Consider the following 14,067-nt stretch of genomic DNA (forward strand, 5'->3'; position numbering starts at 1 on the left):
CACCTACATCGTGGTCACGCCGCAGGGCACCAAGGTCAAGATCACCGAGCCCAACGGCTCGCGCCACGAGCTGCTGGACATCACCTGGGAAGACGATGTGTTTTTCTGGTGGGATGACTTGGATGCGGTGGTGTTGAGGGACTGACACATGTCAGTCTCCCCCCGCGCCGCCTTTGGCGTCACCCCCCGGAGGGGGGCGATGCGTGTGGCCCGGCAGAGCCGGGTCCACCGCATCCTCGACTTGAGTCCCTTCTCGGCCACATTTCTTTGTTAAGGAGCAGGACGTGTCTTCATCCTCGCTACCGGTTCCAGGCAAGCGCTTCGTCATCGGCGTGCCCTATGTCTGGCTGTTCGTCTTCTTCTTCCTGCCCTTCCTGATCCTGCTGTACATCAGCTTCGTGGACCAGGGCGAGAGCATCAACCCGTTCAAGCCGATCTGGGACCCGGAGACGGGCATCCTCGCGCTCAAGTACGAGAACTACTGGACCATCTTCCGCGACGGTGAAGGTGGCGCCCTGTTCAAGACCATCTACATCGAGGCCTACCTGCGCTCGATCTGGTACGCGCTGCTCACCGCCTTGCTGTGCCTTGGCATTGGCTACCCGTTCGCCTACTTCATCGCCCGCTCGCCGGCGGCGGTGCGCCCGGCTTTGCTGATGATGGTGATGCTGCCGTTCTGGACCTCGTTCCTGCTGCGCGTCTACGCCTGGAAGGGCATCCTGGCCGACCAGGGTGTGGTCAACAAGGTGTTGATGTGGGTGGGCATCATCGACGAGCCCATCCTCATGCTCTACACCAACGTGTCCATGCTGGTGGGCATGACCTACGTGTACCTGCCCTTCATGGTGCTGCCGCTGTACGCCAACCTGGTGAAGATGGACTTCCGCCTGCTCGAAGCCGCGTACGACCTGGGCACCACGCCGTTCAAGGCCTTCTGGCTGGTGACGGTCCCGCTGTCCAAGGCCGGCATCATCGCCGGCTTCATGCTGGTGTTCATCCCGGCGCTGGGCGAGTTCGTGATCCCCTCGCTGCTGGGCGGTCCGGAGAACATCATGATCGGCCGCGTGGTCTGGGACGAGATGTTCACCAGCAACAACTGGCCGCGCGCCTCGGCGCTGGCGGTGGTGATGATCCTGCTCATCATCGTGCCGCTGGCGATCTACTACCACTACACCGGCGAACAGGCCGACAAGCGCTGAACGGAGGACACCATGCGATTCCTCGAAAAACACTTCGGCAAGGGCTGGATGGCCCTGACCTACCTGTTCCTGTACCTGCCGCTGTTCTTCATGATCGTGTTCAGCTTCAACAGCACACGGCAGGACGCGAACTTCACCGGCTTCTCGCTGCGCTGGTACGAGGCGCTCACGCGCGACACCAAGATCGTCGAGGGCTTCTGGCTGTCGGTGAAGGTGGCCACCGTGACGGGCGTGCTGTCGGCTGTGCTGGGCACCTTCGCCGCCTTCGTGCTGGTGCGTTACCGCAAGTTCCTGGGCCGCACGGTGTTCTCGGGCATGGTCAACGCGCCCCTGGTGATGCCCGAGGTGGTGATCGGCCTGTCGCTGCTGCTGCTGATGGTGGGTGCGCAGAACGTGTTCGGCTGGCCCGAGCGCGGCATGCTGACCATCATCCTGGGCCACACCCTGCTGGGCATGGCCTACGGCATGGTGGTGATCCTGAGCCGGTTGATGGAGATGAACCGCAGCATCGAAGAAGCCGCCATGGATCTGGGGGCCCGCCCCCACGAGGTGTTCTTCCTCATCACGCTGCCCAACATCTTCCAGGCCATCCTGGCGGCCTTCCTGCTGAGTTTCACGCTCTCGTTTGACGACGTGGTGATCTCCGAATTCCTCTCCGGCCCCGGCGTCTCCACGCTGCCGCAGGTGATCTTCGGCTACGCGCGCCGCGGGATCAACCCGACCATTTACGCCGCGGCCACTCTGCTGATCGTCACCGTGACCATCGTCATCGTGGCCTACAGCGTGTGGGTGGCGCGGCAGACGCGCCAGCGCGAGCGGGAGATTGCGGCGGCCACGCGCGCCGAATTGGCGGCCCTGTCCACGGTGAAGTGAGCCGCGACAGACCGCACAGCGAAGCAGGCCCTTGGGCCTGCTTTTTTATGCCCGTTTCAGACCACTGGACGCTCGTGTGCACGGGAAAGTGGATCGATCAAATCCATGGAATCCGGCGTAGCATGGGGCCAATTCAATGTGGAGATCCGTGCCCATGTCCGTCACTTCGACCCTTGCTTCCAGCGTTTCTTTCGACGGCCGCGCCGTCATCAACGGTGAACGCGTCGCCGCCCGCGACGGCCAGACCTTCGACTGCATTTCGCCGGTCGACGGCCGCCTGCTGACCCAGGTGGCGCGCTGCGGCCAGAGCGACATCGACGCCGCCGTGGCCGTCGCCCGCGCCGCGTTCGAAGACCGCCGCTGGGCTGGCAAGGCACCGGCCATCCGCAAGCGCATCCTGATCAAGTTCGCCGAGCTGATCCAGGCCAACGGCGACCTGCTGGCCCTGACCGAGTCGCTGGACATGGGCAAGCCCGTCAAGTACGCCAAGGGCGTGGACGTGAACAGCGCGGCCAACTGCGTGCGCTGGTACGGCGAGGCGGTGGACAAGGTCTACGACGAGATCGCACCCACGCCCGACACCGCGCTGGCCCTGATCACCCGCGAGCCGGTGGGCGTGGTCGGCGTGATCGTGCCCTGGAACTACCCCATGATCATGGCCGCGTGGAAGATCGCGCCGGCGCTGGCGGCGGGCAATTCGGTGGTGCTCAAGCCGTCGGAGAAGAGCCCGCTGACCGCGCTCAAGCTGGCCGAGCTGGCGCTGGAAGCTGGCATCCCGGCTGGCGTGTTCAACGTCGTGCCCGGTTACGGCCCCGAGGCCGGCAGCCCGCTGGCGCTGCACATGGACGTGGACTGCATCGCCTTCACCGGCAGCACCCGCGTGGGCAAGCAGATCCATGTGATGGCCGGGCAGAGCAACCTCAAGCGCGCCTGGACCGAGCTGGGCGGCAAGTCGCCCAACATCGTGTTCGCCGACTGCCCGGACCTGGACAAGGCGGTTGAGGCCTCGGTGGGCAGCATCTTCTTCAACCAGGGCGAGAGCTGCAACGCGCCTTCGCGCCTGTTCGTTGAAGCGAGCATCAAGGACGCCTTCCTGGAAAAGGCCTTGAAGCTGGTGCCCAACTACCAGCCGGCCAACCCGCTGGACAAGAACACCGTCATGGGCGCCATCGTCGACCAGGTGCAGCTGGACAACGTGATGCGCTACATCGGCCTGGGCCAGAGCGAGGGTGCGAAGCTGCTGGCCGGCGGCGAACGCGTGGCGCCGGTGGCCGGCGGCTGCTACGTGCAGCCCACCATCTTCGACGGCGTGACCAACAGCATGACGATTGCGCGCGAAGAGATCTTCGGGCCGGTGCTGTCGGTGCTGTCGTTCACCGACGCGGCCGACGTGGTCAAGCAGGCCAACGCCAACATCTACGGCCTGCAGGCCGCCGTCTGGACCCGCGACATCAACAAGGCGCACGGCGTGGCGCGCGCGCTGCGCGCGGGCACGGTGCACGTGAACTCGTACGACGAGGACGACATCACCGTGCCCTTCGGTGGCTTCAAGCAGAGCGGGGTGGGGCGCGACAAGTCGCTGCACGCGTTCGACAAGTACACCGAGTGCAAAACCACGTGGATCAGGATCGACAGTCCTGTGTAACACCCCCCTGCGCCGCTGACGCGGCTTCCCCCCTCTCTGGCGCGGCTGCGCCGCTTGGAGGGGGGACGGCACTGGCGGCCGGGCAAAGCCCGTTCCGCGGTGCCCCTGGATCAGACACCTCGCGCCGACTGGGCGCATTCTTTGGAGACTGTGATGAACGCCATGAACGACATCAAGACCGACCACACCAACGCTGCCTGGCACGCGCGCCGGCAGGCGGCCACGCCGCGAGGCGTGGGCGTGATGGGGGACTTTTTCATCGAGCGTGCGAAGAACGCCGAGTTCTGGGACATCGAGGGGCGGCGCTTCATCGACTTCGCGGGCGGCATCGCGGTGCTCAACACCGGCCACGTGCACCCCAAGGTGCAGGCGGCGATCGCGGCGCAGCTGCAGCGTTTCACCCACAGCTGCTACCAGGTCGTGCCCTACACCGAATACGTTGCACTGGCCGAGCGCATCAACGCCATCGTGCCCATCGAAGGCCCGGCCAAGACGGCCTTCTTCTCGACCGGTGCCGAGGCGATCGAGAACGCCATCAAGATCGCGCGCTCGTCCACCGGCCGCAGTGGGGTCATCGCCTTCGGCGCCGCCTTCCACGGTCGCAGCCTGTTCGCGGTGGCGCTGACCGGCAAGGTCCAGCCCTACAAGGCCGGCTTCGGCCCGTTCCCGCCCGAGATCTACCACGTGCCTTTCCCCTGTCACTGCAGTTCGCTCGAGGACACGAAGAAGGCGATGGAACACGTGTTCAAGTGCGACATCGAGCCCAGCCGCGTGGCGGCCATCGTCTTCGAGCCGGTGCAGGGCGAGGGCGGCTTCAACCCGATCCAGCAGGAAGCCGTGCTGTGGCTGCGCCAGCTGTGCGACCAGCACGGCATCTTGCTGATCGCCGACGAGGTGCAGACCGGCTTCGCGCGCACCGGCAAGATGTTTGCGATGGAGCACTACGGCGCCAAGCCGGACCTGATCACCATGGCCAAGAGCATGGCCGGCGGCACCACGCTGTCGGCCGTATCGGGGCGGCAGGCGGTGATGGACGCGCCATCGCCCGGGGGCCTGGGTGGCACCTATGCGGGCAACCCGCTGGCCATTGCCGCATCGCACGCGGTGCTGGATGTGATGGCCGAGGAAAAACTGCCCGAGCGCGCGCAGATCCTCGGCGATCGGCTGGTCGCGCACCTCAAGGCCCACCAGGCGAAGCAGCCACGCATCGTCGACGTGCGCGGCCTGGGCGCCATGGTGGCGGCCGAGTTCGTGGACGCTGCCGGCGCGCCCGACGCGGACACCACCAAGAAGATCCAGGCCGCGGCCTTGAAGCGTGGCCTGCTGCTGCTGACCTGCGGCGTGTACGGCAACGTGATCCGCTTCCTGTTCCCGCTCACCATCGAAGACAGCGTGTTCACCGAGGCGCTGGGCGTGCTCGACGCCGCTCTGGCCGACGCCTTGTCCTGATCAAGCCTCTTCACACCAGCCGGGCTCGCCCGGCTTTTTGTTGCCTGGAATCCGCATGGCCCAGCCCAGCCTCGAACAACGCATCCAGACCCTGCGCGAGCAGGGCGTCCACACGGTGATGGCCACCTTCACCGACCTGCACGGCGTGCCCAAGGGCAAGCTGCTGCCGCTCGAAGGGCTGCCCGACGCGGTGGCGGTGGGGGCCGGCTTTGCGGGCCCCAGCATCTGGGGCACCGGCCTGCCACGCATGGGGGCGCGCAGCGAATACTTCGGCCGTGTGGTGCCCGAGAGCCTGCGACCGCTGCCCTGGTTGCCGGGCGTGGCCCATGCGGTGTGCGACGGTTTTGCGGGCGGCGAGCCGCTGGAGACCTGTTCGCGCCAGCTGCTGCAGCGCCAGCTGGCCCGGCTGCGCGAGCGCGGCTGGACGTTACACGTGGGCATCGAGCCCGAGTTCTTCCTGCTGCGCCGGGGCAATGACGGGCGCTGGGGCGTGGCCGACGGCGAGGACCGGCTGGACAAACCGTCTTACGACCTCCAGGCCATCGTGCGCAACCACGGCTTTCTGGACGACATGCGGCGCCATCTCACGGCATTGGGCTTCGAGCTGCAGCAGATGGACCATGAAGACGCCACGGGTCAGTACGAGATCAACTACCGCTTCGACGAGGCGCTGGCCGCGGCCGACCGCTACCAGCTCTTCAAGCTGACCGCGCACGCGGTGGCGCAGGCTCACGGCAGCACCTTCAGCTGCATGCCCAAGCCACTGGCGGGCGCGCCAGGCAGCGGCCTGCATTTTCACCTCAGCCTGACCGATGCGCAGGGAGCGGCGGTGATGGCCGATCCGGCAGGTGCGCTCGGCCTGAGCCTTGCCGGGCACCAGTTCGCTGCCGGCCTGTTGCACCATGCCGACGCCCTGGCCGCGCTCTGCGCGCCCACCGTCAACAGCTACAAGCGTCTGGCCAGCAGTGCCAGCGCGTCCGGCACGACCTGGTCGCCGGTGTGGAAGACGGTGGGCGACAACAACCGCACCTGCCTTGTGCGCACGGTGGCGGGGCGCATCGAATGGCGCCTGCCCGACCCGTCATGCAACGTGTACGCGGCGCTGGCCGCCACGCTGGCCGCCGGGATGGACGGCATCGACCGCGGGCTGTCCCCCGAGCCGCCCTGCGACGAAGACCTGTACCAGCGCCAGGCCAGCGGCCAGGCCATGCCTCCGCGCCTGCCGCGCGACCTGCACGACGCCCTTGCCGCGCTGCGGTCCGATGCCATCCTGTGCGACGACGTGGGCGCCGCGTTCTGCGAACAGTTCTGGTTGCTCAAGCGCGCAGAGTGGGACGCCTACGCGCAGCAGGTGAGCGACTGGGAGCTGCGGCGTTACGCCGACGCAAGTTGAGCCGCCCATGAAAAAGGCCACTGCATGCAGTGGCCTTGTGTTCGCTGACAGCGGCCGAAGCCGCCAGCATCAGAACGTGTGCTTCAGACCGAAGCCGACGCGCGAATCCACGCCACCCAGGGTCACAGCATCGACGTTGTCGTTCCGCAGACCACCGTAAACCGTGGTGCGCTTGGACAGCGAGTAGGCGGCTGCCAGGCCAAAGCCCGTGGCGGTACCACCAGCGTCCAGCTTGGCGCGTGCGTAGCCAGCCGACAGGGTCAGGTTGGCCGACAGGGGGACGTCAACACCCAGGGTCAGATCCTTGGACACGTCCTTTTCAACGCCGTAGCCCGCCAGAATCTTGGCAACGCCCAGGTCGTACGAACCGTTCAGGCGTGTGAAGGTAGTGCTTGAACCACTGGCGCTATCGCGCTGGTAGCCCAAGCTCACGTACACCGGGCCGCCTTCATACTTGACGTGGAAGGCGGTGGCCTTGTTGCCGGGCTTTTGCTTGAGGCTGGTGCTGGCCGCGCCGCTGAAACCACCGAAGTCCGGCGAGGCGTAGTAAATGTTGCCGTCAGGCTTGTAGTTGTAGTCGTTCAGCGTCGGCAGGAACTTGGTGGGCGACAACACCGAGTCAAACACCGGGCTGGTCGCGGCGGCCACATCGTCGTAAGCGGTGTAAACACCACCCAGGCGCACTTCGCCGAACTGGTTGCTCAGGCCCACATAAGACTGGCGGTCAAAGCCAGCTGCTGCGCCGCTGGTCAAATCGACGCCCTTTTCCAGCAGGAAGTTGGCTTTCAGGCCGCCGCCGAGGTCCTCTGTGCCCTTGAAGCCGATGCGGCTGCTGCTGACACCACCGCTGGTCATCTTGGCAGCGACACCTTTGTCCTTGTGGATCACCACGTCGGCGATGCCGTAGAGGTTCAGGCTGGACTGGGCGGATGCGGCGGACATGGCGCCGAGGGCTGCCAGAGCAATCAGGGACTTTTTCATGATGGATTGGTGTAGTTGGGTTGATGAGGCGGGCGTTCCATACGCACTATTTAACTATATCGACTAGATGGAAACCCGAGGCTGTCGCTGGTCGACTGCTCCCCCAATGGTCCAGAAATTGATACATTTTTGCAACAATTGACGTGGGTTTATGGCGATCGAGGTGCATCAGGATCCGCGGAGGGGCGGCCATGGTCTTCATAATCCGCAGGCTTTGACCGCTCAATCCCCCGCCAAAACCTGGACCAAGACCGCCGACCGGCCTTTGCGCAGCCTGCGCAAATCGCTGGGCGTCTGGCTGTTCGCTCACTTGGTGGGCGTGCCGGTCCCTTGGGCCGCAGCGCGCCAGACCAATGGCCGGACCTTGCTGGCGTACGAGCACGACCGCCTGCTGGCCCTGGCCGCTGCCGGCGAGCGCGTGCCGCCGGTGCTCGCGTTCGATGGTCACAGCCTGGTGTCGGGGGACATCGGTACCACGCTGGACCATTGTTTGCACGTCACGCCGGCGGCCGAGCGCCTGTCGCTCATGTGCGCTGCTGCGGCCGATCTGGCCGCGTTTCACGCGCGCGGGCATTGGCATGGCGGGGCACAGACACGCAACATGACCTGGGACGGGCAGCACTTTGCCCGCCTGGATTTTGAAGAGCGCTTGCAGCCAGGCATGCCGCTGGCCACGGTTCAGATCTACGACGCACTGCAGCTGATCCTGTCGCTCACGCGTTACCTGCAATTGCAAGGACCCCAGGCGGTGCAGGCGGTGCTCAGCGCTTACGCCGACACGCCGGCCACGCGCGACCAAGTGCCCGACCTGCGGGCGTTCCTGCGCCGCCTGTTGCCGCGGCTGCAGCGCGTGTCGCGCATGGCCGCCTGGTCGTCGCGGCTGGACCGTTCGCGCGAGCTGGAGCGGCTGCGCACGGTGCTCGACGGCATGGCTGCGTTTGTGCGGGAAGCGCCACCGCGCGCCTGACCGTGCGCCGCGGCGGTGTCAGGTCCGGTACCCCGGGTCCAGCCGCTCGACCTTGCGCAGCAGGGCGGGCCAGGCCAGCTGGGCGCCCTGGCCTGCGGTGGCGATTTTCATCACCTCGCCCATGCCCGCGAGGATGCGTGGATCGATCGGTGTGAGTTCGCCGCTGCCGGCCAGCGCGTCGATCTGGATGCGGCAGGTGTTTTCCAGCGTGTACATCGACAGGAAGGCGTCGGCGATGCTCTTGCCCACGGTGAGCAGGCCGTGGTTGCGCAGCACCAGGTAGTTGGCCGCACCCAGGGCGGCCTGCAGGCGCGGCTTCTCGTCGGGGCGGAAGGCCACGCCTTCGTAGTCGTGGTACGCCAGCGATGCCAGCACGAAGGTGCTTTGCTGGCTGATGGGCAGGATGCCGGCCTTCTGCGCGCTGACCGCCACACCCGCGCGGGTGTGGGTGTGCAGCACACACTGCGCCTCGGGCCGCGCCTCGTGCACCGCGCTGTGGATCACGAAACCCGCCGGGTTGACCGGGAAGGGCGAGTCGATGAGTTTGTTGCAGGCCATGTCGACCTTGACCAGGCTGGACGCCGTGATCTCGTCGAACATCAGCCCGTAGGGGTTGATCAGGAACTGGTGCTCTCCGCCGGTGACGCTGTCGGGCAGCTTGGCGCTGATGTGGGTGAAGACCAGGTCGGACCAGCCGTAGGCGGCCACCAGCCGGTAGCAGGCCGCGAGGTCGCAGCGCAATTGCCACTCTTCGGCGCTGACCACGTCTTTGAGCGAGGGGGTGTTGAGCATGCCGTGTCTCCTGCGCCGCGTCGGGGCGAGCGGCTGGAGCGACATGGTCGCGCGCAGAGGGGCGAGGCGCTGTCTCTTGCCAGACAACCTGGCCGGCGCGAAGCGCTTGGGTTCAGCGATCACGGCGGAACCGGCTTGGCCGGGCCGCACGTGATGTCCCCTCTCAGGGGGTAAGCCGCGCAGCGGCGCAGGGGAGCCTTACTTCTTCATGCTGCAGGTGTTGAAGCCCAGGATGGCGTACGGCGGGCACCAGCCCATCAGGCCGGTGGCCAGGGGCACGATACCGATGTAGCCCCAGACGCCGATGGTGCCGGTGGCGGCGGCGGCGATCAGGGCCAGGCCGGCAGCGATGCGGATGGTGCGGTCAACGCCGCCAACGTTCTTGGTCATGAAAATCTCCTGGTGAGGGTGGGAACACATGTCCGTCGGGCGGAACATGGGCGTATTGAAACGCCATCGCCAGGCCCTGTATGTGACCGTGGTCACACAGCGTGCCGCTGCCGTGTTCAGCCGCCGGCCGCCACCGCGCGCAGGCGGGCGCTGTCGCGGATGGTGATGCTCTCGCGCGAGAGTTCGACCAGTCCGTCGCGTTCGAAGCGGTGCAGCAGGCGGCTGACGATTTCGCGCACCGTGCCCAGCTCGTCGGCCAGTGCCTGGTGCGTGGTCTTGAGCGTGGTGCCGTGGCCGAGCAGGGCGGCGGCCAGCCGGCTGTCGAGCTTCTGGAAGGCGATGGCCTCGATCAACCCGGTGAGATCGGCCATGCGGGCGGCGAACAGACCCAGCACGTAGTGCCGAAAGCCTGGGTCGGCCAGTGCGGCCCGGAACTGGGGTGGCGCCAGCAGGCACAGCATGGTGTCGCTGGTGGCCACGCCGCGCGCCGAGAGCGGCTGCTCGGCGAACAGGCTGGCCGAGGACACGAGGCACATTTCGCCCGGCGCCACGCGGTACAGCTCCAGCTCGCGGCCGTTGGCCGCGCTGCGCGAGACCTTGACCTCGCCCCGCAGCACCAGCGGGAAGCCCTGGCAGGCATCGGCCTCGCGGAACAGCTGGGTGCCCGCCGGCACCGACACCGGCGCCAGCCCGGGCAGCAGTGCCGGCAAGGCGCCCAGCACGGGGTAGAGCGCGAGCAGTTCGGGCGGCACGGGGTTGTTCATGAAGCCATTGTAGGAGCCGCTGGACGGGCGCGTGATCCGAACGAATGGTTGAAGTTCGTTCGAATCATTTGAATGCAAACTTCAAGCAGCTTCACCCTGCCGCCGGTGGGGGCTGCCTAAACTGGCGCTATGTCATCTGCTGCTGTCACCCGTTACCACCCCCTGGCCCGCGCCCTGCACTGGTTGCTGGCGCTGGGCATCGTCGGCAACTTTGCGCTGGGTCTGTACATGTCCGACCTGCCGTTCTCGCCGGCGCGCCTGCAGTACTACAGCTGGCACAAGTGGGCGGGCGTGCTGGTGCTGGCTTTCTCGGCCGTGCGCCTGCTCACCCGCCTGCTGTCCCCGCCGCCGGCTTTGCCGGACGCTGTCGCATCGACCATGCCCGGCTGGCAGAAGCTGGCCCACCACGCCACGCATGTGGCGCTGTACGCCCTGTTTTTTGCGGTGCCGCTGACCGGCTGGGCTTACAGCTCGGCGGCCGGTTTCCCCGTGGTGCTGTTTGGCCTGCTGCCCCTGCCGGACTTTGTGCCGGTGAGCGAAGGCCTGGCCGATGTGCTCAAGGAGCTGCACGAGCTGTCCGCTTTCGCCATGGCCGGACTGGTGCTGCTGCACGTGGCCGGTGCGCTCAAGCATCAGGTCGTTGATCGCGACGGGCTCATGCAACGCATGGGTTTCGGCCGCTGAATTTTCCAGGAGTCTTTTCATGAACACCCGTTGGTTGTCCCTGGCGCTGGTCGCCGCGAGTCTTTCCCCGCTGGCCGCCCAGGCGCAGCAGGCCATTGTCCCCGCGCAGAGCGAGGTCACGTTCACCAGCCGCCAGATGGGCGTGCCGGTGGACGGCAGGTTCAAGACGTTCAGCGCCCAGGTGGCGTTCGACCCGGCCAAGCTGGCCACCAGCAAGATCGCTTTCAGCGTGGACACCGGCAGCGCCGACATCGGCCGCGAGGCCAATGCCGAGGTGGTCAAGCCGCTGTGGTTCAACGTGGCGGCCTTTCCCAAGGCCACCTTCACGTCCAGCAGCATCAAGAAGCTGGACGCCACCCGATACGAAGTGGCCGGCAAGCTGGCCATCAAGGGTGTGAGCAGCGATGTGGTTGTGCCGGTGACGCTGGCGCAGACCGGCTCCGGTAGCGGCGCCATCACCGTCGCCAGCGGTGCCTTCCCGATCAAGCGCCTGACCTTCCGCGTGGGCGAGAAGGAGTGGGCCGACACCTCGATGGTCGCCGACGAGGTGCAGGTGAAGTTCAAGATCGCCCTGACCGGCGTTCCCAAGCTCTGATTTCGTTTCTCTTTTCCCTTTCCAACCTCAATCCAGGAGTTCAACCATGCGCAAGTCCCTGTCCCTGCTGGCCGCTGCGGCCGTTCTGTCCACCGCTGGCATCGCCCAGGCCGCCGAATACGCGATCGACCCGACGCACACCTTCGCGACCTTCGAAATCGGCCACTTCGGCACCACGACCAACCGCGCCCGCTTCGACAAGAAGGAAGGCAAGGTCAGCTTCGACAAGGCCGCCAAGACCGGCAAGGTTGACATCAGCATCGACATCGCCTCGGTGAACACCGGCACCGCCATGTTCGACAAGCACCTGCAAAGCGCCGAGATCCTGAACGCCGAGAAGTTTCCCAAGGCCCAGTTCGTCTCCAGCAAGTTCGTCTTCAACGGCGACAATGTGTCGGCCGTGGAAGGCAACCTGACCATCGCTGGCAAGACCCAGCCCGTGACCCTGAAGGCCACCCAGTTCAACTGCTACGACAGCCCCATGCTCAAGCGCGAAGTCTGCGGCGGCGACTTCGAAGCCACCATCGACCGCACCGCGTTTGGCGTGAACTACGGCGTGGACTGGGGCTTCCCGAAGAACGTTCGCCTGGTGCTGCAGGTCGAGGCGGTGAAACAGTAAGCCCCCCTGCGCCGCTGACGCGGCTTCCCCCCTGCTGCGCGGGGGGACCGCACCTGCGGACTGGCGGAGCCAGGTCCGCGGTGCGACTGGTTTCAGACACTTCGCGCCGGAAACGGCCAGGTGTCGTGCGACCCCCATGACAAAGGCCCGCGGTTGCGGGCCTTTGTCATGGTCGGGTGGCTTGTTCGAGGTGCGCCAGAAACAGCATCGCGTGCTCCCGTGTGTCGCCACACATCTCCCGGCTGGGCGGCAGCGATCCGCACACCGCCGGGCGCTCGGGCAAGCCGAACAACCGGCAGCGCAAGGCCTCGTCGAGGTGTGGACATCTCATGCCCGCCGGTTTGCCGCCGGGCAGCCCCGGCATCGGGCTGCTGATGGACGGTGCGATGCAGCAGGCGGCGCAGCGGGGGCGGCAGTCCAAACCGCTCAGCCCTGGAACCGCCGCGCGGCCCACAGCACCTGATCGACCACTGCTCGCACGTTTTCGCGCGCCGGCTCGGCGGTGAGTTGTCCTTCGGGCGTGAACGCCTCGCCGGCCTTGGCCAGGGCGAACTGCCTGGGCGATACCCAGCACTGCAGGTTCATCAGCAGCGGGGCCAGGTGGCCGAGGCTGCGCAGGCCGCCCAGTGCGCCGGGCGAGGCCGCCAGCAGGCCCACCACCTTGCCGGCGAAGGGCTTGGTGCCGCTGGACCAGACCGGGTCGCCCTTGATGGGGCTGGAGACCCAGTCGATGGTGTTTTTCATCAGCCCGGTGTAGCTGCCGTTGTATTCGGGCGAGCAGACGATCCAGGCCGGGTGTGCGTGGAAGATTTCCTTCAGCCGCACCACGTCGCGCGGCGTGCCCTGGGCTTCCAGGTCGGCGTTGTAGAGCGGCACGTCGAAGTCGGCGAGTTCGATGTGCGTGACGGCCGCGCCAGCTTCCCGGCCGATTTCGGCGGCCGCGGTGGCCAGCTTGCGGTTGAAGGACTGGGCGCGCATGCTGCCCGCGAAGACGAGGAGGGGGGTGGGGTTGGTCATGCGGCCGATTGTGTCAGCCAGCCGGTGCGGGCATCCTGCTTGGGGCTTTCGACCATGCTTGGCGGTCGCGTCACCCGCGGGGAGAAGCCAGGGCAGGGCACAAGAGGGTGTTCAATCTAGGACAATACCGGCTTCGCGCGGGCCGGGGCCGGCCCGCAGCCGCTGTTTCACGTGAAACATGCATTGTCATCGGCCGGCCGGGATGGTCGCGGCCTTCAGGCGCTCTAGACATATGTTGTACCCACAGGAATTTGACGTCATCGTCGTCGGCGGTGGCCATGCCGGCACCGAAGCCGCGCTCGCCGCCGCGCGCATGGGCTGCGCCACGCTGCTGCTCACCCACAACATCGAGACGCTGGGCCAGATGAGCTGCAACCCCAGCATCGGCGGCATCGGCAAGGGCCACCTGGTCAAAGAGGTGGACGCGCTGGGCGGGGCGATGGCGCTGGCCACGGACGAGGGCGGCATCCAGTTCCGCATCCTCAACAGCAGCAAGGGCCCCGCCGTGCGCGCCACCCGCGCCCAGGCCGACCGCATCCTGTACAAGGCGGCCATCCGACGCATGCTGGAGAACCAGCCCAACCTCTGGCTGTTCCAGCAGGCGGTGGACGATCTGATGGTGGAGGGCGATCGCGTGGTCGGCGCGGTGACGCAGGTCGGCATCCGCTTCCGCAGCCGCACCGTGGTGCTGACGGCGGG

At 66.6% G+C, this 14,067-nt stretch carries 17 protein-coding genes; 11 read left to right on the top strand and 6 right to left on the bottom strand.

What is annotated here, in order from left to right; all coding sequences use genetic code 11:
* The first annotated feature begins 10 nt into the window (after nt 1–10).
* The 6 genes from ACR2JA_RS00555 to ACR2JA_RS00580 all read left to right on the top strand — a co-directional run bounded on the left by ACR2JA_RS00555 (nt 11) and on the right by ACR2JA_RS00580 (nt 6,559).
* Complete coding sequence (locus ACR2JA_RS00555; protein ID WP_434007206.1) at nt 11–145, top strand: hypothetical protein; 135 nt, start codon at nt 11–13, stop codon at nt 143–145.
* 139 nt (nt 146–284) lie between these two features.
* Entirely contained in the window at nt 285–1,199 is a 915-nt protein-coding gene (locus tag ACR2JA_RS00560; protein WP_434007191.1) for an ABC transporter permease, read from the top strand.
* A gap of 12 nt (nt 1,200–1,211) precedes the next feature.
* The gene (locus ACR2JA_RS00565) at nt 1,212–2,072 is read left to right on the top strand and encodes an ABC transporter permease (RefSeq protein ID WP_434007192.1); all 861 of its coding nucleotides are present in this window, start codon (nt 1,212–1,214) and stop codon (nt 2,070–2,072) included.
* A 154-nt stretch (nt 2,073–2,226) separates the two neighbouring features.
* On the top strand, nt 2,227–3,717 hold the full coding sequence (locus ACR2JA_RS00570; protein WP_434007193.1) for an aldehyde dehydrogenase: 1,491 nt from the start codon (nt 2,227–2,229) through the stop codon (nt 3,715–3,717).
* Between the two features lie 162 nt (nt 3,718–3,879).
* Nucleotides 3,880–5,166, top strand: coding sequence for a 4-aminobutyrate--2-oxoglutarate transaminase (gabT, locus tag ACR2JA_RS00575; RefSeq protein ID WP_434007207.1), 1,287 nt, complete (start codon nt 3,880–3,882; stop codon nt 5,164–5,166).
* A 55-nt stretch (nt 5,167–5,221) separates the two neighbouring features.
* Nucleotides 5,222–6,559, top strand: coding sequence for a type III glutamate--ammonia ligase (locus ACR2JA_RS00580; protein WP_434007194.1), 1,338 nt, complete (start codon nt 5,222–5,224; stop codon nt 6,557–6,559).
* A gap of 69 nt (nt 6,560–6,628) precedes the next feature.
* Here ACR2JA_RS00580 and ACR2JA_RS00585 read toward each other — a convergent pair whose 3' ends face one another.
* The gene (locus ACR2JA_RS00585; protein ID WP_434007195.1) at nt 6,629–7,540 is read right to left on the bottom strand and encodes a porin; all 912 of its coding nucleotides are present in this window, start codon (nt 7,538–7,540) and stop codon (nt 6,629–6,631) included.
* A 214-nt stretch (nt 7,541–7,754) separates the two neighbouring features.
* On the opposite strand from ACR2JA_RS00585, the gene ACR2JA_RS00590 reads away from it, so the two are divergent.
* Nucleotides 7,755–8,507 (top strand): hypothetical protein, encoded by a 753-nt coding sequence (locus ACR2JA_RS00590; RefSeq protein WP_434007196.1) that lies wholly within the window; start codon nt 7,755–7,757, stop codon nt 8,505–8,507.
* Nucleotides 8,508–8,525: 18 nt separating this feature from the next.
* Here ACR2JA_RS00590 and ACR2JA_RS00595 read toward each other — a convergent pair whose 3' ends face one another.
* From ACR2JA_RS00595 to ACR2JA_RS00605, 3 genes are all read right to left on the bottom strand, one after another.
* Nucleotides 8,526–9,299 carry a class II aldolase/adducin family protein gene (locus ACR2JA_RS00595; RefSeq protein WP_434007197.1) on the bottom strand — a complete coding sequence of 258 codons (774 nt, stop codon included), beginning with the start codon at nt 9,297–9,299 and terminating at the stop codon, nt 8,526–8,528.
* Between the two features lie 198 nt (nt 9,300–9,497).
* Nucleotides 9,498–9,689 carry a YgaP family membrane protein gene (locus tag ACR2JA_RS00600; protein WP_434007198.1) on the bottom strand — a complete coding sequence of 64 codons (192 nt, stop codon included), beginning with the start codon at nt 9,687–9,689 and terminating at the stop codon, nt 9,498–9,500.
* A gap of 116 nt (nt 9,690–9,805) precedes the next feature.
* A complete protein-coding gene (locus ACR2JA_RS00605; RefSeq protein ID WP_434007199.1) occupies nt 9,806–10,453 on the bottom strand; it encodes a Crp/Fnr family transcriptional regulator in 648 nt (215 codons plus the stop codon).
* A gap of 129 nt (nt 10,454–10,582) precedes the next feature.
* Between ACR2JA_RS00605 and ACR2JA_RS00610 the strand changes: the two genes are divergently transcribed.
* The 3 genes from ACR2JA_RS00610 to ACR2JA_RS00620 are packed head-to-tail and all read left to right on the top strand — an operon-like array spanning nt 10,583 to nt 12,351.
* On the top strand, nt 10,583–11,137 hold the full coding sequence (locus tag ACR2JA_RS00610) for a cytochrome b (RefSeq protein WP_434007200.1): 555 nt from the start codon (nt 10,583–10,585) through the stop codon (nt 11,135–11,137).
* 19 nt (nt 11,138–11,156) lie between these two features.
* Nucleotides 11,157–11,732: a YceI family protein gene (locus tag ACR2JA_RS00615; RefSeq protein WP_434007201.1), complete on the top strand. Its 576-nt coding sequence runs from the start codon at nt 11,157–11,159 to the stop codon at nt 11,730–11,732.
* Nucleotides 11,733–11,778: 46 nt separating this feature from the next.
* Nucleotides 11,779–12,351, top strand: a complete 573-nt coding sequence (locus ACR2JA_RS00620) for a YceI family protein (RefSeq protein WP_434007202.1) — start codon at nt 11,779–11,781, stop codon at nt 12,349–12,351.
* Between the two features lie 166 nt (nt 12,352–12,517).
* On the opposite strand, the gene ACR2JA_RS00625 is transcribed toward ACR2JA_RS00620, so the two are convergent.
* Together ACR2JA_RS00625 and ACR2JA_RS00630 are read right to left on the bottom strand one after the other, a co-directional pair.
* Nucleotides 12,518–12,772 carry a YkgJ family cysteine cluster protein gene (locus ACR2JA_RS00625; protein WP_434007203.1) on the bottom strand — a complete coding sequence of 85 codons (255 nt, stop codon included), beginning with the start codon at nt 12,770–12,772 and terminating at the stop codon, nt 12,518–12,520.
* A 5-nt stretch (nt 12,773–12,777) separates the two neighbouring features.
* Nucleotides 12,778–13,368 (bottom strand): NADPH-dependent FMN reductase, encoded by a 591-nt coding sequence (locus tag ACR2JA_RS00630; RefSeq protein WP_434007204.1) that lies wholly within the window; start codon nt 13,366–13,368, stop codon nt 12,778–12,780.
* Between the two features lie 232 nt (nt 13,369–13,600).
* On the opposite strand from ACR2JA_RS00630, the gene ACR2JA_RS00635 reads away from it, so the two are divergent.
* The coding region (locus ACR2JA_RS00635) for an FAD-dependent oxidoreductase (RefSeq protein ID WP_434007205.1) at nt 13,601–14,067 on the top strand (467 nt) is incomplete at its 3' end.

Source organism: Hydrogenophaga sp. (genome assembly GCF_051007235.1).
GTDB lineage: Bacteria > Pseudomonadota > Gammaproteobacteria > Burkholderiales > Burkholderiaceae_C > Hydrogenophaga.